We start from the raw sequence: 18,059 nt of genomic DNA on the forward strand, positions 1-18,059 counted from the left end.
AAGGTATGAGCGCAACGCGGCCGACAGCGGCACCCCCGGCAGCAACAGGACCGGCCACCTCGGTCCAGGCGATGCTGGAGGCGCCGCTGTCGCTGCGCGAACGGAAGAAGCTGAAGACCCGCCAGGCGATCCGCCGTGAGGCGTACCGGCTGATCACCGCACAGGGCTACGAGAACACCACCGTGGAACAGATCGCGGCGGCGGCCGAGGTCTCGCAGTCCACCTTCTTCCGGTACTTCCCCACCAAGGAGGACCTCGTCCTCACCGACGAGTACGACCCCGCGCTGGTCAGCGCCCTGCTGGCCCGCCCGGTGGACGAACCGTTTCTGCGCACCTGCCGCGAGGCCCTGGTCGGCCTGATGCGCGAGCTGCTGAAGAGCGAGCGCGAGGAGCTGCTCATCCGGATGCGGCTGGTCAACGACGTCCCCGCGCTGCGCGCCCGGATGTTCGAGACCGCCAACGACCCGCAGCAGCTCTACCTCGACGTGCTGACCCGGCGGGCCGGCATCGAGGAGCCCACCTTCGGGATGCGGGTCACCGCGGCCGCCATCGGCGCGGCCACCACCGAGACCGTGCTGCGGTGGGCCCGGGGCGGGGGGACGGAGGACATCGCCGACCTGGTCGACCGTGCCTTCGCCGTGCTGGAGGGCGGGTTCACCGACCTGTAGGCCGGACGGGCCGACGCGGCCTCCGGTGCCCCGCCCGGTGTGCGGGCGGGCCGACATGCGGGCGTGCAGGCAGTCGGACGGGCGGACGGGCGTGCGGACGGCGGGGCCCGGCCGCCGGGCCGGACCCCGCCGCCCCCTCACCCGGTGGTCACCGCCGACGAGGCCCGGCCACGCCGGACTCCCGCCCGCCGCCGCAGCGCGACGCCCGCGAGCGCCGTGACGCCCAGGGCCGCACCCGCCGTGACGGCCGGCAGTGCGCCGCCACCCGGCGCCGCCGTCCGCGCGGCGGCCTGTTCCGGCCCGGTGGCATCCGTATCCGGCCGGTAGCCGCCGCCCTTCCCCGCCCGGTCGTACGCGGACCCGGGCAGCTTGTCGCCGTACCGCTGCCGGACCAGCTGCTGGTACGCCGCCAGGCTCACGCCGTCCGCACCCACCGAACGCCGCGCCTCGTCGTCCAGCGGCAGCACCCGGCCGTCCCGCAGCACGTACCAGGCGTTCAGCTGCGGCTCGCGGAACGCCGTCCCGCCGCCGCCCTCGGCGGCCCGAGCCGCGTAGTCGGTCTCGTCGCCACCGGAGGCGATGTTGACGACCCGCCAGGTGCCGCCCTGCTTCACCGTCCACACCGAGGCCACCCGGCCGTCCGCCGAGACGGCCTTGCTCGCGGTGAACTCGGCCTTCGCCACCGGCGCGCCCGGGGTCCCGGCCACGAAGGCCGCGTCCAGGGTGAAGACCGGCACGGTGTCGCCGGACAGCCGCGGTGCGGCCGCGCGTGCCGCCTCCGCCTCCGCCGCCTCCGCTCCCCCGGCCGCGCCGACGGCTTGCTGCCGGGCCGGCTGCCCGGACGGTTGCCCGGCGGGCGGCACGCCCTGGCGGGCGAAGAACCGGCCCAACCGGTCGAGCACGGCCGGGCTCTGGGCCGCACCACGGGCCTCGGCCAGGTCGGCGGCCCCGACCGGCTCGGGGCCGCCGGCCGGGGTACCACCGGGGGCACCGGCCGGGGTGGCCACGGCCGCCGGGGCGACGGCCAGGCCGAGGCCGGCGGCGATCAGGACGGCCACGGCCGCACTACGGATGCTGGTCATGGTCGCCCCTCACGCGCCGATCCGGTACAGGGAGTGGGTCCAGGAGAACGTGCCGTTGGACACGTAGTAGTCGTAGTCCGCCCAGTTGTAGCGGTAGTTGGACGGCCACGGGTCGCCCCAGTAGACCTGGTTGGCGCCGGTGTCGTACCCGTACACCACGTGCATGTGGCCGCCGCCGGAACTCCACTGGATCCGGGTCTCGATCGGCCGGTCGGCGTTCACCTCGGTCTGCACGGTGCTGTAGCGCAGGTACCCGGTGACGTACGAGCCCGGGCTGATGCCGATCCGGCTCAGGCCGTTCTGCACGTCGCCCAGCGTGGCCTGGCTGTTGGGGCAGCCGGAGTTGCTCGAACGGCCGAAAGCCGCGTTGCAGAACTGGTTCTGGCTGTACGAGTACCCGTACCAGGCGGCGATCGTGTTGCCGCTCGCCGCCCAGCACCAATTGGTCTGCTGTTGCTGCTGCATGGTGATGCCGAGCTTCTTGTACGTGCCGGCCAGGCCGGCCGTACTGCCCGCCGCCGCGGCCGGGCGGACCCGGGCGGAAGCGGTGGCCGGCGCGCCGTTGGGGGCGGCGGAGGCCGGGGCTGCGAGAGCCGGGGCGGCGGCCGCGGCGGTGAGCGCCGGGCCGAGCACGCCGAGCGCGAGCACCGAGACCGCGCGGCGCAGGCGTGTGCATGGAACTGACATGGGGGCGTTCCTCCTTGCACAGGCAGAGGAGTGGATCGTGTGGGGGTTGCGATCCGGATCGCGCCATCGAGCATCGCGCCATTGACAGAACCTGGTCAACGACTCTCACGGCCCCCGTTCCCCGCTGTGAACGCCCCCGTCCAGATGTGAACACCAGCCCCGGAACCCCCGCGCCCCCGGCCCCCACCGGTGACAAACCATCCTCCGCATGTGAATATTCACGACCAACCGGCGCCGCCCGCCCGGCCCGACCGCCGAGGAGGCCGCCATGCACCGCAGCGAACAGGCCGACCTCGCCACCGTCCTGCGCACCGGCCCCTTCCACCTCGCCCTGCGCACCGCCATCGCCACCCGCGGCCTCGCCCTGCACCGGCTGCGCGAGCACCTCGCCCAGCGCGGCGTCCACGTCGGCGTCACCAGCCTCAGCTACTGGCAGCAGGGCCGGCGCCGCCCCGAACGAACCGAATCACTGCGCGCCGTACGGGCCTTGGAAGACGTCCTGGACCTCCCCGAACACTCCCTCACCCGGCTCCTCGGCCCCAGCCGCACCACCCCCGCCGACCCGGCCGGACCACCCGTCCGCCCCTACCGCGACCTCATCACCCCGGCCGCCGCCGTCGACGACCTGCTCGCCACCATCGCGAGCCCGCGCGACACCGGCCTGCACACCATCACCCACATCGAACGGATCCGGGTCGGCGCCGACCGCCAACTCCTCCGCCGCGACTCCCAGCACGCCCTGCGCGCCCACCGCGACGGCATCGACCGCTACCTGGCCATCTACCAGGGCGACCCCGGCTGCGACATCACCCGGGTCGGCGTCCGCGCCGAGGAGAACTGCCGCCCCGGCCGCATCCGCCGCGACCCCGCCCACCACCTGCTGGCCGTCGAACTCCTCCTCGACCGCCGCCTCCGCGCCGGCGACACCCACCTGCTCGGCTACGGCTTCGACGACGCCCCGTCCCCCACCCCCGGCTGCGAGTACGTCCGCGGCTTCAACTCCGGCGCCGGCCAGTACGTCCTCCAGGTCACCTTCCACCCCGCCGCCCTCCCCGTCCGCTGCCACCGGTTCGCCCTCCGCTCCCCCGGCGAGAAGCCCCACGAGACGGAGGAACTCACCCTCGACGGCCACCACTGCGTCCACCTCGTCGGCTCGGCCCTCGGACCGTGCCTGCTGGGGATCCGCTGGGACTGGGAGTAGCGGTCAGTGCGACCAGTAGGGGTCGTCGACATCGGCATCACGGGCACCGGTCGGCGTCTTCGCCAACGGCGGCACCGGTTTGTACTCATGCGCAGGTCGGTACCGCACACCGAACAGTGAGGCTTCGAACCAGACCTCGTCATAGGGTGCGTCGACCGCGAGCGGGGCGGACGCAGTGAACGTGAACGAGGGCGAGTCAGGACCACCGCACACGAGCCTGACCCGCCGGGCCCCGCCCTGGTACTTGTCCGAATACCGCTCTGGCTCGAGGCAGTGTGTCCAGCCCCGCCCGATCTGGTCGAGCAGAGCCTGGAGCTTGCCCGGCGCGATCCTGGTCCGGACATCGACATGACCTGTGACGTCCGAAATCAGGCTCGGCTCTCCGTCCCAGTGCTGCGGATACCGGTTCACCTCGTAGCCACCGCCCAGATACGCCAACGGCGGAGATATCCCGTCCATCGTGGCCCGGAGCGCCTCGTTGATCCGTGTCTCGGCGTCCGCCGCGCCGGCTTGTCCGGTCAGGCGCCGGTCCCGGTGAGCCATCGGACCGTAGCCGTTGCAGAACAGCACGATGCCGGTGGACAGCAGGACGGCGACCACCACGACCGCGGCGATGACCACCTTCACCCGGCGCCTGCTCACCGGCCCTCCACCAGCTTGACGTCGCCGCCGCGGCTGACGATGCCGGCAATGTTGTCCAGTGAGGGTCCGCCGTGTTCCGGGGTGAGGTACTTGGTGTGCATTCCGACCACGTCCGTGGTGTCACCGCCGTCGTCGACGGAGAAGCGCTTGCCGCCGAAGGCCGTACTCGCCGGATCCGTCCCGTACCAGCCGTTGTCCGGGTCGAAGAGCTCGTGCATACCCCAAGCGACGATCGGGCCACTGGTGAGGGTGAGGACGGCGTCCCCCTTCGTCGGCGTGTGTGTCACCACGTCGTTCGCCGCCGCGCCCGCCCAGACGTGGTCGGGCATCCCCAGGTCGGCGGCCCTGTCCACACCGACGCCCGGGCTGCCGATGAACACCACGTCGTCGGGCCGTTGGAAGGCCGCGCCGGGCTGGGCCGCGAGCTTGGTGGCCTGGCCGACCACGTACGAGCCGTAGCTGTGCCCGATCGAGGTGACATGTGGCGGCCGCCCGCCCTCGTGGCTGGCCCGTACCCCGCTGAGGAACTTGGCGTAGGCCGGCGCGCCCTTGTCCGCCGCCCCGGTCATCGCTGCCCCCGCGTCCTGCCCCGGCGGGTCGTACCCGAGCCAGACGATCGAGGCGACCGAACCACCAGGCGACACCTTGGCGTTGGCGGCGCGCCAGAGGTTCAGCGTGTTCTCGGACTCGTTGGTTCCAGGAGACCAGGTGCCCTTCACCCCCAGGGAGGCGGGAACCGTGGTGATCCCCGGAACGTAGGCGGAGATGTCGGTGGCGGTGTCGGGATTGCCGAAGGAGATGATCGCCCGCCCCTGGCCTTCGGGGCTGACTCCCAGCAGGTAGTCCCTCGGACGGCCGTCACCGGCGTTCTTCGCGTCGTCGTCCAAGCGGGCCTTGATGGGGTAGAGCTTCGCGTACTCCTCCTGCTCGGCCTTGGTACGGGCCCGCCCGCTGAGCTCGCTCAGCCGATTTACCAGATACGCCCGGTTCACCTGGTCCCGGACCGGCGCCGGGATGCCGTCCAGGTTGCCGATCGCCTCCGGGTGGTGGTCGATGAACCACTGCTGACCCGCCGGGTCGAGGCCCTTCCACCAGGAGTTCACCTCGGTCGGGCCGGCGTCCTTCCCCGGCATGTCCTTGCGGTAGCCCGGATTGTTGAGCCCGGCGAAGTCCTGGAGGTACTTGTCCGCGCTCGCCGTCTTCATCTCCAGGCCGGACTTGTCGTCGGCGTGACCGGTGAAGCGCCTGAGTTCGGCGGCGAGGCCCTGGTCGGCCTGGGTGGCCTCGGTGAGGGCGGCCGTGATCCGCCTGCTGACCTCCTCGGCGGCGGCCTTCTGCTTGTCCGCCCAGTCGGGCGCCTGGTACGGGTTGGCCGGGGCGCTCCAGCTGACGGTGCCGTCGTCGGACACCTTGAGGCCCTTCGCGGCGGCGTCGGTCAGCGCTTGCCGGAGTTTGGACTGGGCGAGCGTGAACGTGTCCGCGTGGTCCCGCAAGGTGCTCTCGATGCAGGAGAGTTCGACGTCCGCCGCCTGCAGCTTGCCCGTCGTCGCGTCCAGCGACCTGGCGGCCGCGTCGGCGGCGCCGCCCGTCCAGCCGGAGCCGTGGACGCGGTCGGCGGTGCCGCTCTTCCACTGGGTGGTGTGTTCGGAGTACGCCCGGTAGAGCCGCCCGTACGCCTCGGCGGCCGCGTACAGGTCGGCCGGCTTCGCGTTCTTCAGGCTTGCGAGATCCACTTCCAGCCCCCCAGCTGTCACGAACCGTCACGCTTGCATACTCACCCCGATACTCACCGCTACCATAGCGTGGACGACCGACAGCGCAACCGAGGGGGAGACGGTGGCCGACGGGACGGGTTTCACGGTGCGGCCGGACGAGTTGTCCGCTGCCGGGAGCAATGCGCAGGCGGTGGCCGGGAAGGTGCCGGAGGAGACGGCGAAGCTCGCCGCGCCGAGCGACCAGGCCGCGGCCGGGCTCGACGGCTGGCAGAGCGGGCCGGCGCTGCACGCGTGCTCGGCCGCCTGGAGGACGCTGCTCGACGGGCTGGCGGAGGACATGAAGGCGGCGGGCGGCAATCTGATCGCGACCGCGCACAACTACCGCGACAGCGACCGCTCGACGGGCGGGACGCCGGTGGCGCAGGGCGGCGGCAGCGACCCGTTCAACACCACGGTCCGGCAGTCGACCGGGGTTCACGCCATCGACTGACCGCCCGCCAGCACCGGCCGCTCGGTGGCGCGGAGGGTGTCGTACGCCGGGTCGATGGTGCCGAAGAGCCGGTCCCACACGGTGGTGTAGAAGCCCAGGTTGACCGCCGGGTCGGCGTGGTGGCCGGCGTGGAACATCGGCAGCGCCACCCACCGGAACACCGCGCGCCGCCGGACGCGGGCGGGGAACGGCTCGACGCCGAGGTGTCCGAGCAGGCCGAACACCAGGTTGACGCCGATGTACGCGAGCAGGGCGGCTGCGGACATCTCCCGCACGCAGAGGACCGCGAGCCAGGAGCCGCCGAAGCCCAGCACCTCCAGCGGGTGCAGCACGAAGAGGGTGGCCGGGCGCGGGTCGGGGTAGCCGTGGTGGAGTTCGTGGGCCAGGCGGTAGAGCCGGCGGCGGTGGGCCAGCCAGTGGCCGCCGTACATCAGGCCGTCCATCACCAGGGTGAACACCAGCAGGTCGGCGAGGGCGGGCAGCCCGGCGCCACCGTTCAGCCGGATCCAGCCGGCCTGCCAGAGCAGCCAGCCCGCCACGCCGACGGCGGAGTTGAGCAGGACGGCGACGGCCGCCAGCAGCACCTCGCGCCGGTCGGGCGGCGGGGGCGGCGGCGTCACCCGCCGCTGCTCGCCGTACCGCCGGACCAGCAGCCCTCCGCCGAGCAGCGACACGACGAGCAGCCCGAGGTTGGCGGCCAGCGCTCCGGCCGACACCTCCACCAGGCCCAGTCCCGCTGTCCAGGCCAGCAGTCCGTCCAGCACCGCGCCCACCCCCCACCCCCGCGCCCGGCAGGGCGCCTACCCGACCGGAGTGTAGACCGGGCCGACCCGGGTCGATCCAGGCCGCCCCCGGTCACCCCCGGCGGCCCCCGGTCACCCCAAGTCCGTCCGGGCGCCCAGCCGTTCGGCCAGCACGGCCGGATCGGTGGTCGGCGCGTCGCAGGCGAAGTGCCGGCAGACGTACGCGGCGGGCGCGCCGCCCATCAGCGGCCGGTCGGCCAGCAGCGGCACCTCGGCCGCCGCGTCGGGCCCGCCGAGCGCGACCACCGCGCCGGGCGCCGTCCCCAGCAGCGCCGCCCGGTGCAGCGCGGCCGTGGCCGGCTCCCCGGCGGGGCCGACCACGGCGACCTCGCGCGGCCCGTCCGCCAGCGCCTCGGCGACGGCCAGCCCCCAGCCGATGAACCGCGGCGCCCGGGAGGCCAGCGCGCCGACGATGCCCAGCGCCCGTTCGGCGGCGGTGCGGTGGCGCGCCGAACCGGTGTACGCGGCGTAGGTGAGCAGGGCGCCCGCCGCGGCCGTCCAGCCGGACGGGGTGGCGTTGTCGGTCGGGTCCTGGGGCCGCCGGATCAGCTCCTCGGCGTCGTCGGCGGTGTCGTACAGCGCGCCGGACGCCTCGTCGGCGAAGTGCTTGAGCACGGTGTCCAGCAGCCCGCCGGCCAGTTGGAGCCAGGACGCCTCGCCGGTGACGGCGTACAGCGCGAGGAAGCCCTCCGCGGTGTCGGCGTAGTCCTCCAGGACGCCGGCGTTGGCGCCGGCCCGGCCGTCCCGGGAGGTGCGCAGCAGCCGGCCGTCGGCGGTCAGGTGGACGGCGAGCAGCAGGTCGGCGGCGCGTTCGGCGGCCTCGACCAGGTCGGGGCGGTCCAGCAGGGCGCCGGTCTCGGCGAGTGCGGCGATGGCGAGGCCGTTCCAGGCGGCGACCACCTTGTCGTCCCGCGCGGGTGCCGGCCGTCCGGCGCGGGCCTCGAAGAGCTTCGCCCGGATCCGCTCGGCGGCCTCGGGGTCCTCCGCGTCACGCAGCAGCTGCAGCACCGAGGAGCCGTGCTCGAACGTGCCCGCCGCCGTCACCTCGTACAGCTCGGCCGCGAGCGCGCCGTCCGCCTCCCCCAGCACCTCGGCGAGCTGCTCGGGCGTCCAGGCGTAGTACGCGCCCTCGGTCTGCTTCCCGGTCGCCGGGTCGAGGCTGTCCGCGTCCAGGGCGGAGGCGAACGCGCCTTCGGGGGTGCGCAGTTCGCGCAGCAGGAAGCCGGCGGTGGAGAGTGCCACCCGCCGGGCGAGCGGGGAGCCGGTGGCCCGCCACAGGTGCAGGTAGGCGCGGAGCAGCAGCGCGTTGTCGTACAACATCTTCTCGAAGTGGGGCACCACCCAGCCGGCGTCGACCGCGTACCGGGCGAAGCCGCCGCCGAGCTGGTCGTGGATGCCGCCGCGGGCCATCGCCTCGGCGGTCCGGACGGCCATCTCCAGGGCCGCGGTCGAGCCGGTCCTTGCGTGGTGGCGGAGCAGGAACTCGACCGCCATGGACGGCGGGAACTTGGGCGCGCCGCCGAAGCCGCCGCGCCGGGGGTCGAAGTCCCGGCTGAGCGCGACCAGGGCCTGGTGCAGGTCGGCCTCGCCGGGCGGCTGGTGGACGCCGCCGCCGACCGTGTACAGCGAGGCGCGCTCGGCCAGGTCGGCGCGGATCCGGCCGGCGACCTCGCCGACCTCCTCCCGGCGGTCGCGCCAGGCGGCGTCGACGCCTTCGAGGACCTGCCGGAAGGACGGCATGCCGTGCCGGGGCTCCGGCGGGAAGTACGTCCCGAAGTAGAACGGGTCCTTGTCGGGGGTCAGGAAGACCGTCATCGGCCAGCCGCCCTGCCCGGTCGCCGCCTGTACCGCCTCCATGTACACGGCGTCGACGTCCGGCCGTTCCTCACGGTCGACCTTCACCGCGACGAACCGCTCGTTGAGGTAGCCGGCCACCCCGGAGTCCTCGAAGGACTCGTGCGCCATCACGTGGCACCAGTGGCAGGCCGCGTAGCCGACGGACAGCAGCACCGGCACCCCCCGCCGGTGTGCCTCCTCGAACGCCTCGGGGCCCCACGGCCACCAGTCCACCGGGTTGTCGGCATGCTGCAGCAGGTACGGCGAGGTCGCGTCCGCGAGACGGTTCGGCATGCCCCCATCCTCGCGCATCGGCGCGCGGGCGGGGGCGTCGTCTCACTCCTTCGGAGCCTCCGGTTCCTCGACGAAGTCGACGCGCTTGAACTGCTTGTTCATCGACTTGGCCAGGAACCAGGTGGCCACGCCGAGGGCGGCGAAGACGACGAAGCCCAGCAGGCCGGGCGTCACCTTGGTCTCGTCGAGGGCGAGCTCGGCGGCGAGGTGGGTGAGGTTCACGGGGGCGCTCATATCTCTATGGTGGCCCGGCTCACGGGGAGCCGGGCCATCGGGGGTGGGTCAGTCGCGCGTGTCGGCGGCCTCGGCCGCCAGGCTGGGGGTGCGCAGGCCGGCGAACAGGTCGTCCTCCGGCAGGTCGGTGTCGATCAGGGTGCGGGCCAGCTCGTAGTCCTCGGTCGGCCAGACCTCGCGCTGGACGTCGAGCGGGACGCGGAACCACGGGCCGTCCGGGTCGATCTGGGTGGCGTGCGCGATCAGCGCCCGGTCCCGGGTCTCGAACCAGTCGTCGCAGCGGACCCGGGTGGTGATCTCGCGCTCCTTGCGGCCGCTCTTCTCCCAGCCCGCGATCCACTCGCCGTACGGCGATTCGAGGCCGTGCTCGGTGAGGTACGCGTGCAGCGCGCGGATCCGGCCCATCGGGAAGCCGTGGTTGTAGTAGAGCTTCAGCGGCTGCCAGGGCTCGCCGGCGTCCGGGTAGGCGTCCGGGTCGCCGGCGGCGTCGAAGGCCAGCATGGTGATCTTGTGGGTCATGATGTGGTCCGGGTGCGGGTACCCGCCGTTCTCGTCGTAGGTCGTGACGACCTGCGGCTTGAACTCGCGGATCAGCCGGACCAGCGGCTCGGCCGCCTCCTTGACGTCCTGCAGGGCGAAGCAGCCCTCCGGGAGCGGCGGCAGCGGGTCGCCCTCGGGCAGGCCCGAGTCGACGAAGCCCAGCCAGGCCTGCTTGATCCCGAGGATCGCCCGGGCCGCGTCCATCTCCTTGGCCCGGACCTCGTGGATGTTCTCCTCGATCTCGGGCTTCCCCTGCAGCTTCGGGTTGAGGACCGAACCGCGTTCTCCCCCGGTGCAGGTGGCCACCAGCACGTCCACTCCCTGGTCGACGTACATGGCCATGGTGGCGGCGCCCTTGCTGGACTCGTCGTCCGGGTGGGCGTGCACCGCCATCAGTCGCAACTGCTCAGTCAACGCGTGCGTTCCTTCCACAATGTCTGGGCCTCCCGCGAAGCCGGTCTGCCCACCGTCTGAGCCGCTCGTTCGGTAGCCGCTCGGTCAGGGACCGCGTCACCGCGGGACCGGCCGCCGGGCGCCGGCGGCACTCCGCCGCCACGCCGCCGACACGGCCGAGCCCCGCCCCCGCCGGACCGGCCGCGGGCGTGCCCCTCCTATAGTGACGGACTGGAGGAGCGTCGCATTCCCCGCACCACCCGCGCGGCCCTCCCCGGAGAGGACTGAGCCGCATGAGTGAGCGCGCAGCTACCACCGCCCCGCAGCCGCCCGAGGGGCGCTACGGCCGGCGGAGCGACCGCGAGGCGGACCGCCGGCTCAAGGTGATCGGCGCGGTCTGCGGCGTGCTGGGGCTGGGCGTGCTGGCCTGGCTGGGCGGCTCGTACCTGCTCCGCGAGACCACCATCAACGGCACCGTCCCGTCCTTCGAGGCGGTCTCGGACGGGGAGCTCAAGCTGCACCTGGCCGTCCGCAAGAGCGACGGCACCGCCGGCACCTGCACCGTCCGCTCGCAGGGCGAGAACGGCGCGGTGGTCGGGATGGCCGACTTCCCGGTGCCGAAGGACGGCTCCAGCTACGACGCCGTCGTGAGCCTGCGGACGACCACCCGCGGCACCACCGCCGAGCTGCTGGGCTGCACCCCCGCCGAGTAGCCGCGGGCGGTCCCGCCGGGTGGACGCGGGCGGTCCCGCCGGGTATTCACTGGCGATCGCGGCCCGACCGGCGCATATTCGATCGCGGGAGCGGGAATCCGTAGGAAGGTCCCCGCGCACCCCCCGCGCATCCGTTCTGTACACCTTGGCGCAATGCCGACGTCAACGGCACGCCAACGACTCTCCCGCTTGTCGGCGGGAGTTGTTAGGCTCGTGGTTTCGCCCCTTCCGCACCAAGAGGTACGGGAGCGGGCGTTGCTTTGTAGTTACGACCGATATCACCACCACCACCTGCTGACGACTCACACCCTCAGCACAGTCCCAGCACCTACGAGGAGCACCTGTGACCCAGACCAGCGACCACGTGACCTGGCTCACTCAGTCCGGCTACGACCAGCTCAAGGCCGAGCTGGACCACCTGACCGGCCCCTGGCGCATCGAGATCGCCCAGAAGATCGAGGCGGCGCGCGAAGAGGGTGACCTCAAGGAGAACGCCGGCTACCACGCGGCGAAGGAGGAGCAGGGCAAGTACGAGCTGCGCATCCGCCAGCTCACCCAGCTCCTGGAGCGCGCCAAGGTCGGCGAGGCCCCGGCGGACTCGGGCGTGGTGGCCCCGGGCATGGTCGTCACGGTCGCCTTCGACGGCGACGAGGACGACACCACGACCTTCCTGCTGGGCTCGCGCGAGATGGCCGGCAGCGACGACCTGGACGTCTACTCGCCGCAGTCGCCGCTGGGCCGCGCCATCGACGGCAAGAAGGTCGGCGACGAGGCGACGTACGAGCTGCCGAACGGCAAGCACGCCTCGGTGACGATCACCGAGGTGAAGCCGCACAACGGCTGACCCGACGCACCGAGGGCGGCCGTGGAGCATTCCACGGCCGCCCTCGCGCGTACCCGGCGTCCGCCGGGGCCCCGGCGGACCCGGGCCTCAGCCCACGGCGGAGCGGTACTTGCGCACCGACAGCCAGGAGAAGACCGCGGTGATCACCAGCGACCAGAGCACCGAGACCAGCTCGGCGTGCTGCATCGGCCAGGCGCTGTCCACCGGGCCGACCTGGTTGCCGAAGAGGTTGCGGCAGGCCTGCACGGTGGCGCTGAACGGGTTCCAGTAGGCGATCGGCTGCAACCAGCCCGGCATCGAGCTGATCGGCACGAAGGCGTTGGAGATGAAGGTCAGCGGGAAGAGCCAGATCAGCCCGGCCGAGGTGGCCGCCTCGGGGCTGCGCACCGAGAGGCCGATCAGCGCGCCGATCCAGGAGAAGGCGTAGCCGAGCAGGAGCAGCAGCGCGAACGCGGCCAGCGCCTCCAGCACGCCCTCGTGGATCCGCCAGCCGACCGCCAGCGCGACCAGGGCCAGCACCACCAGCGTGAACGCGGTCTGGCAGAGGTCGGCGAGGGTGCGGCCGACCAGCACCGCCGAGCGGGCCATCGGCAGCGAGCGGAACCGGTCGACCAGGCCCTTGGTCATGTCCTCCGCGATCCCGGCGGAGGCGCCGGCGGTCGCGAAGGTCACGGTCTGGGCGAAGATGCCGGCCATCAGGAACTGGATGTAGGCGTCCGAGCTGGCCTGTGTCCCGGGGATCTGGATGGCCCCGCCCATCACGTACGAGAACAGCAGCACGAACATCACCGGCTGCATGAGCCCGAAGACCACGATCTCGGGGATCCGGGTCATCCGGCGCAGGTTGCGCTTGGCGACCACCCAGGAGTCGTGCAGGGTGGCCGCGACGCCGTGGCGCTGCTTGGGTATCGCCCCGCCGATGGCGTGCTCGGTGGCGGTCGTCATCTCACCGCTCCTTCCCGGCCGTGACGGCCTGCTTGTCCGGGCCCTGGCCGTCCCCGTCGCCTGCGCCGCCGCCTTCGGACCGCCCCTTGCCGCGGCCGGCGCGGCCCCGGCCGCCCTTGCCGTCGCCGCCCTCCTCCTCGGCCTCCGTGACGTGGCCGGTGAGCGAGAGGAAGACGTCGTCCAGGGTCGGCCGGCGCAGGCCGATGTCGTCGATCTCGATCGAGCGGGCGTCCAGCTCGCGGATGGCGTCCGCGAGCATCCGGGCGCCGCCGCTGACCGGGACGGTGATCCTGCGGGTGTTCTTCTCGACGGCCGGCTCGCCCAGGGCGTAGCCGGCGAGCGCGGCGACCGCCTCGCCGACCAGGTCGGGGCGGTGCACGACGACCTCGATCCGCTCGCCGCCGATCTGTGCCTTGAGCTGGTCGGCGGTGCCGCGGGCGATCACCTTGCCGTGGTCGACCACCGCGATGTCGTGGGCGAGGCGGTCGGCCTCCTCCAGGTACTGGGTGGTGAGCAGCAGGGTGGTGCCCTGCTCGACCAGGGTCTCGATGACCTCCCAGAGCGCGAGCCGGTTGCGCGGGTCTAGGCCGGTGGTCGGCTCGTCGAGGAACATCACCGGCGGGCGGACGACCAGGGCGGCGGCGAGGTCGAGCCGGCGGCGCATGCCGCCGGAGTAGGTCTTGGCGGTGCGGTCCTTGGCCTCGGTGAGGTTGAACCACTCCAGCAGTTCCAGGGCGCGCGCCTTCGCCTCGCGGGCGGTCATCTGGTACAGCTCGCCGACCATCTGCAGGTTCTCGAAGCCGGTCAGGTACTCGTCGACGGCGGCGTACTGTCCGGAGAGGCCGATCAGGCTGCGGACCTGGTTCGGGTGCTTCAGGACGTCGACGCCGGCGACCACCGCGCGGCCGGAGTCGGGGCGGAGCAGGGTGGTGAGGACCCGCACGGTGGTGGTCTTGCCGGCCCCGTTCGGGCCGAGCAGCCCGAGCACCGTGCCCTCGGGGACGTCGAGGCTGACGCCGTCCAGGGCTCGTACGTCGCCGAAGGTCTTCACCAGGTTCTCGGCTTGGATGGCTGGCGCCATGGCCTGCCTCATCTCCTCGAAACGGTAGGGGCGATCTGTCCCACTCTGCCCCGGATCCAGGCACACGGGCGACTCGATTTCGCCCGCGCGGCACAGAACGCGATGTATCGCGAGTCTCCCAGCACGCGATATATCGCGTCAAGGCTCGCGGCTCCGCCATGGTGACAGAGACCACTGACAGTCCGGGTGGCCCGCGGGAGGCGGGCCGGAGACGGGCCGCAGGCGGGCGGACTACCGGGAGACGACGTACCCCGCGTCCCGCAGCTCGCCCAGGACCGCCGCGCAGTGCTCCGGCCCCTTGGTCTCCAGGTGGAGGTCCACCTCGACCTCGGCCAGCCCCAGCTGCGGGTCGACCCGCACGTGCGCCACGTCCAGCACGTTGGCGTCCACCCGGGTCAGCACCGCGAGCAGGCCCGCCAGCGCGCCCGGCCGGTCCGCCAGCCGCACCCGCAGCGACAGGTAGCGGCCGGCCGCCGCCAGGCCGTGCCGGAGCACCCGCTGCATCAGCTGCGGGTCGATGTTGCCGCCGGAGAGCACCGCCACCACCGGGCCCTCGAAGGAGTCCGGCTGCTCCAGCAGCGCCGCCACCGGGCTGGCCCCGGCCGGCTCCACCACCAGCTTCAGCCGCTCCAGCCCCAGCAGCAGGGCACGCGAGAGCGAGTCCTCGGAGACCGTGCGGACGCCGTCGGCCAGCTCGTTGACCACCTCGAACGGGATGTCCCCGGGCCGGCCGACCATGATCCCGTCCGCCATGGTGGCGAAGTGCTCCAGCGACACCGGCCGCCCGGCCGCCAGCGAGGGCGGGTACGCGGCCGCGCCCGCCGCCTGCACCCCGATCACCCGCACGTCCGGGCGGAGCGGCTTCACCGCCGCCGCGATCCCGGCCAGCAGCCCGCCGCCGCCCACCCCGACCAGGATGGTGCGCACCTCCGGGCACTGCTCCAGGATCTCCAGGCCGACGGTGGCCTGGCCGGTGACCACGTCCCAGTGGTCGAAGGGGTGGATGAACACCGCACCGGTCGACTCCGAGTACCGCTGCGCGGCCTGCAGCGACTCGTCCACGGTCGCGCCGAGCAGCCGGACCTCGGCGCCGTACTCACGGGTGGCCGCGATCTTGGGCAGCGGCGCGCCGACCGGCATGAAGACCGTCGAGCGGACCCCGAGCAGCGAGGCGGCCAGCGCCACCCCCTGGGCGTGGTTCCCGGCGCTCGCCGCGACCACCCCGCCGGCCCGCTGCACCGGCGAGAGGCCCGCGATCCGCACGTACGCCCCGCGCAGCTTGAACGAGCCGGTGCGCTGGAGGTTCTCGCACTTCAGGTGGACCGGCGCGCCGATCATCGCGGACAGGTGCCGGCTGCCCTCCATCGGCGTCACCCGGGCGACCCCGGCGAGCATCTTCTGGGCGCCGCGGACGTCGTCGAGGGTGATCGGCCAGCTGTGCATGGCGCCAGCCTAGGGCTTAAGGCGTGTCTGACAATTCCCGCCGGGCGCGCGACGCCGGGAATTGTCAGACACGCCTTAGGCGCCGGTCGGGCCGGGACCGGACAGGGATCGACCGGGGATGTCGGCACTGTTCCCGGGCCCGCCCGGCCCGCGTACGCTGCTGATCCTGAGCCTCCGCACCGCACGACGATCGTGAGCCGCGATGACGACGACCTCGCCCCAGGCCACCGACCGCACCGACCCCGTGCACGCCCAACTCCAGTACCAGCTCGCGGTGTTCGCCCGGCGGATGGAGCAGGTCCGCAACTCCGGCGCGGTGGGTGCGCTGGACCGGGCCGCCTACCTGCTGCTCGACCGGCTGGAACGGCACGGACCCGCCAACGTCAAGGCCCTGGCCGACGCGCTGGCCGTCGACTCCTCCACCGTCACCCGGCAGGCCGCCCCGCTGGTCGCGGCCGGCCTGGTCGGCCGGGTCCAGGACCCGGCCGACCGCCGCGCCGTCCGGCTCGCGCTGACCCCGCTCGGCGTCCGCCGGCTGGCCGACGTCCGGGCCGGGCGCTCCGAGCTGGCCCGCCGCCTGCTGGCCGACTGGCCGCCCGAGGAGCAGCGCGCGTTCTGCGCCCTGCTGGCCCGCTTCAACCACTCCATGGAGTCGTACACGGCGGGCCGGCAGGGCGCGTGACCGGCCCGTCCTAGCCGAGCGCCTGCGTGAGGTCGGCCAGCAGGTCGTCGATCGACTCGATGCCGACCGAGACGCGCACCAGGTCGGCGGGCACCTCCAGGGCGGAACCCGCCACCGAGGCGTGGGTCATCCGGCCCGGGTGCTCGATCAGCGACTCGACGCCGCCCAGCGACTCGCCGAGGGTGAACAGCTGCGCCCGGTTGCAGACCTCGACCGCCGCCTCCTCGCCGCCGTTGACGCGGAACGAGACCATGCCGCCGAAGGCCTTCATCTGCTTGGCGGCGATGTCGTGGCCGGGGTGCTCGGGCAGGCCCGGGTACAGCACCTGGCTGACCTTCGGGTGGCCCGCCAGCAGCTCGGCGACCTTCTCCGCGTTGGAGCTGTGCCGGTCCATCCGGACCCCGAGGGTCTTGATGCCGCGCAGCACCAGCCAGGCGTCGAACGGCCCGGAGACCGCGCCCATCGCGTTCTGGTGGTACGCGACCTCCTCGCCGAGGGCCGCGTCGGCCAGCACCAGGGCGCCGCCGACGACGTCCGAGTGGCCGCCCATGTACTTGGTGGTGGAGTGCACGACCGCGTCCGCGCCGAGCGCGATCGGCTGCTGCAGGTACGGGCTGGCGAAGGTGTTGTCGACGACCAGCAGTGCGCCCGCGCCGTGCGCGATCTCGGCGAGCGCGGCCAGGTCGGTGATGCCCAGCAACGGGTTGGACGGGGTCTCCACCCAGACGGCGCGGGTGTTGGGGCGCAGCGCCTCACGGACGGTCGAGAGGTCCTGGGTGTTGGCGACGGAGAACTCGACGCCCCAACGGGTCAGCACCTTGGCGAACAGCCGGAAGGTGCCGCCGTAGGCGTCGTTGGGGATCACGATGTGGTCGCCCGGCTTGAGGATCGTGCGCAGCAGGGTGTCCTCGGCGGCCAGGCCGGAGGCGAAGGCGAGCCCGCGCGCGCCGCCCTCCAGCGCCGCGAGGCACTCCTCCAGCGCGGTCCGGGTCGGGTTGGCGCTGCGGCTGTACTCGTAGCCGCCCCGCAGGCCGCCCACCCCGTCCTGCTTGTAGGTGGACACCTGGTAGATCGGCGTGACGACGGCCCCGGTCTGGGGGTCTGCTTCCTGACCCGCGTGGATGGCGAGGGTCTCGAAGCCCTGGGGAAGCTGGTGCTCGGTCATGGCTCCGAGGGTAATGGGCGAATGCCGTCAAGCCCTCCCGAAACCGAACACCGCACGAATGCCCAGGTAAACCGCGGTGCGACCGGTCGTACGCCGGGCACTCCCGCGCCCTGCAGTACTGGTGCGCGAAGTGGCACGGCAGCAACGGGCAGATGCACGCCTTCATCGACGACTCGCTCGCCACCGCACCGGCCGGCAGCCTGCTGAGCGTGTTCAAGCTGGAGGCCTACCTCAAGGAGTTCAGCCGCGACGGCCGGGGCGGCTCCGCGTACCACCAGACGCCCGTCCAGCAGGCCCTGGAGCGTCTGGTGGCCGACATCGCCGCCGCCCCGGAGGACCACCCCCGGCTCCGGGTGGCCCGCAGCTGGGCCGCCATGGTGTTGGTGGACTCCGGCCGCGCCGCCGAGGCCCTGCCGTTCTTCCGGGCCCTCGGCCGGGACGTCGTCTCGCCGTGGACGGAGTACTACCGCGACCCGGTCGAGGCCTTCGCCCAGGCCCGGGTGGCGGCCATGCTCGCCACCAAGGCCTGACCGCAGGGGCCCGACCGCAGACCAGGTCGCCGGGGGGGGGTGGGGGGGTGAGGGGCCGCCGGGGCGCCCCC

19 protein-coding genes are annotated in these 18,059 nt (G+C 73.1%); 7 read left to right on the forward strand and 12 right to left on the reverse strand.

All coding sequences use genetic code 11. The features are described 5' to 3' along the window. Positions 1-5 precede the first annotated feature (5 nt). Complete coding sequence (locus ABZ885_RS12825; RefSeq protein ID WP_360187023.1) at positions 6-668, forward strand: TetR family transcriptional regulator; 663 nt, start codon at positions 6-8, stop codon at positions 666-668. Between the two features lie 137 nt (positions 669-805). Here the strand turns inward: ABZ885_RS12825 and ABZ885_RS12830 are convergent, their stop codons facing one another. Both ABZ885_RS12830 and ABZ885_RS12835 read right to left on the reverse strand, forming a co-directional pair. Next, the gene (locus ABZ885_RS12830; protein ID WP_360187025.1) at positions 806-1,750 is read right to left on the reverse strand and encodes a hypothetical protein; all 945 of its coding nucleotides are present in this window, start codon (positions 1,748-1,750) and stop codon (positions 806-808) included. Positions 1,751-1,759: 9 nt separating this feature from the next. After that, positions 1,760-2,437 (reverse strand): papain-like cysteine protease family protein, encoded by a 678-nt coding sequence (locus ABZ885_RS12835; RefSeq protein ID WP_360187027.1) that lies wholly within the window; start codon positions 2,435-2,437, stop codon positions 1,760-1,762. A gap of 268 nt (positions 2,438-2,705) precedes the next feature. Here ABZ885_RS12835 and ABZ885_RS12840 point away from each other — a divergent pair, with 268 nt between their 5' ends. Beyond that, positions 2,706-3,638, forward strand: a complete 933-nt coding sequence (locus tag ABZ885_RS12840) for a hypothetical protein (protein ID WP_360187029.1) — start codon at positions 2,706-2,708, stop codon at positions 3,636-3,638. A gap of 3 nt (positions 3,639-3,641) precedes the next feature. Here ABZ885_RS12840 and ABZ885_RS12845 read toward each other — a convergent pair whose 3' ends face one another. Further along, a complete protein-coding gene (locus ABZ885_RS12845) occupies positions 3,642-4,265 on the reverse strand; it encodes a hypothetical protein (RefSeq protein WP_360187031.1) in 624 nt (207 codons plus the stop codon). Positions 4,266-4,276: 11 nt separating this feature from the next. Further along, positions 4,277-6,013: an alpha/beta hydrolase gene (locus tag ABZ885_RS12850; protein ID WP_360187033.1), complete on the reverse strand. Its 1,737-nt coding sequence runs from the start codon at positions 6,011-6,013 to the stop codon at positions 4,277-4,279. A gap of 103 nt (positions 6,014-6,116) precedes the next feature. On the opposite strand from ABZ885_RS12850, the gene ABZ885_RS12855 reads away from it, so the two are divergent. Then, positions 6,117-6,485 carry a hypothetical protein gene (locus ABZ885_RS12855; protein ID WP_360187035.1) on the forward strand — a complete coding sequence of 123 codons (369 nt, stop codon included), beginning with the start codon at positions 6,117-6,119 and terminating at the stop codon, positions 6,483-6,485. On the opposite strand, the gene ABZ885_RS12860 is transcribed toward ABZ885_RS12855, so the two are convergent. From ABZ885_RS12860 to mca, 4 genes are all read right to left on the reverse strand, one after another. Continuing rightward, the gene (locus tag ABZ885_RS12860) at positions 6,470-7,249 is read right to left on the reverse strand and encodes a sterol desaturase family protein (RefSeq protein ID WP_360187037.1); all 780 of its coding nucleotides are present in this window, start codon (positions 7,247-7,249) and stop codon (positions 6,470-6,472) included. The genes ABZ885_RS12855 and ABZ885_RS12860 overlap by 16 nt on opposite strands. Before the next feature lie 111 nt (positions 7,250-7,360). Beyond that, positions 7,361-9,418: a thioredoxin domain-containing protein gene (locus ABZ885_RS12865; RefSeq protein ID WP_360187039.1), complete on the reverse strand. Its 2,058-nt coding sequence runs from the start codon at positions 9,416-9,418 to the stop codon at positions 7,361-7,363. 42 nt (positions 9,419-9,460) lie between these two features. Beyond that, positions 9,461-9,652 (reverse strand): hypothetical protein, encoded by a 192-nt coding sequence (locus ABZ885_RS12870; protein ID WP_148643133.1) that lies wholly within the window; start codon positions 9,650-9,652, stop codon positions 9,461-9,463. A gap of 48 nt (positions 9,653-9,700) precedes the next feature. Further along, complete coding sequence (mca, locus tag ABZ885_RS12875) at positions 9,701-10,606, reverse strand: mycothiol conjugate amidase Mca (RefSeq protein WP_360187041.1); 906 nt, start codon at positions 10,604-10,606, stop codon at positions 9,701-9,703. A 272-nt stretch (positions 10,607-10,878) separates the two neighbouring features. Here mca and ABZ885_RS12880 point away from each other — a divergent pair, with 272 nt between their 5' ends. Further along, entirely contained in the window at positions 10,879-11,298 is a 420-nt protein-coding gene (locus ABZ885_RS12880; RefSeq protein WP_360187043.1) for a DUF4307 domain-containing protein, read from the forward strand. A gap of 343 nt (positions 11,299-11,641) precedes the next feature. After that, positions 11,642-12,142, forward strand: coding sequence for a transcription elongation factor GreA (gene greA, locus ABZ885_RS12885; protein WP_360187045.1), 501 nt, complete (start codon positions 11,642-11,644; stop codon positions 12,140-12,142). Positions 12,143-12,229: 87 nt separating this feature from the next. Here the strand turns inward: greA and ABZ885_RS12890 are convergent, their stop codons facing one another. The 3 genes from ABZ885_RS12890 to ilvA form a co-directional block, all read right to left on the reverse strand. Beyond that, positions 12,230-13,087, reverse strand: a complete 858-nt coding sequence (locus ABZ885_RS12890; RefSeq protein WP_360187047.1) for an ABC transporter permease — start codon at positions 13,085-13,087, stop codon at positions 12,230-12,232. Between the two features lies 1 nt (position 13,088). Further along, positions 13,089-14,168: an ATP-binding cassette domain-containing protein gene (locus tag ABZ885_RS12895; RefSeq protein WP_360187049.1), complete on the reverse strand. Its 1,080-nt coding sequence runs from the start codon at positions 14,166-14,168 to the stop codon at positions 13,089-13,091. A gap of 231 nt (positions 14,169-14,399) precedes the next feature. Beyond that, entirely contained in the window at positions 14,400-15,611 is a 1,212-nt protein-coding gene (gene ilvA, locus ABZ885_RS12900) for a threonine ammonia-lyase (RefSeq protein ID WP_360187051.1), read from the reverse strand. A 202-nt stretch (positions 15,612-15,813) separates the two neighbouring features. On the opposite strand from ilvA, the gene ABZ885_RS12905 reads away from it, so the two are divergent. Beyond that, positions 15,814-16,293, forward strand: coding sequence for a MarR family transcriptional regulator (locus tag ABZ885_RS12905; protein WP_360187053.1), 480 nt, complete (start codon positions 15,814-15,816; stop codon positions 16,291-16,293). Positions 16,294-16,303: 10 nt separating this feature from the next. Here the strand turns inward: ABZ885_RS12905 and ABZ885_RS12910 are convergent, their stop codons facing one another. Beyond that, positions 16,304-17,458, reverse strand: coding sequence for a cystathionine gamma-synthase (locus ABZ885_RS12910; protein ID WP_360187055.1), 1,155 nt, complete (start codon positions 17,456-17,458; stop codon positions 16,304-16,306). Between the two features lie 152 nt (positions 17,459-17,610). On the opposite strand from ABZ885_RS12910, the gene ABZ885_RS12915 reads away from it, so the two are divergent. Then, complete coding sequence (locus ABZ885_RS12915; RefSeq protein WP_360187056.1) at positions 17,611-17,988, forward strand: hypothetical protein; 378 nt, start codon at positions 17,611-17,613, stop codon at positions 17,986-17,988. The last annotated feature ends 71 nt before the right edge of the window (positions 17,989-18,059 follow it).

It is taken from the genome of Kitasatospora sp. NPDC047058, assembly GCF_040643935.1.
Lineage (GTDB): Bacteria > Actinomycetota > Actinomycetes > Streptomycetales > Streptomycetaceae > Kitasatospora.